Source organism: Bacteroides sp. AM23-12, from assembly GCF_003434395.1.
Lineage (GTDB): Bacteria > Bacteroidota > Bacteroidia > Bacteroidales > Bacteroidaceae > Bacteroides > Bacteroides thetaiotaomicron.
The window spans coordinates 1-369 of record NZ_QTLF01000066.1; the positions used below are offsets into that span (position 1 = coordinate 1).

General features: G+C 53.9%; 1 pseudogene. It reads left to right on the forward strand.

What is annotated here, in order from left to right:
• Positions 1 to 369, forward strand: a pseudogene (locus DW640_RS24165) (hypothetical protein); the annotation flags it as partial.

Genomic DNA, 369 nt, shown 5'->3' on the forward strand with positions numbered 1-369 from the left:
CGGCTCGTTGTCAGGGAGGTGTCGTACGGCTGTGCCGAGTGCGGCACGAACGAGAGCGAGGACATCGCCTTTCAAGCCGGTATCCCCCTCTTTGGGGAGAAGGATTATGCCTACAATTTCATTGAGCCGGAAAAGGTCATGATCAAATGCTACAAGGATTCCTTCGACTGCAAGGTGGTCTTTCCTGTTGCACGCCATGACCTGCAGGAACATTTCGCAGGCAACGCCCAGGAACTTGACAGGCTGAGGAAGTTCCTCTCGGAGAACCTGAATATTCAAGGAACGTCACTCACGGAGGTACATATAAAAGGCTATGCCTCTCCCGAGGGGAGTTTCGATTACAACAGGTCCCTCGCGCAACGACGCACC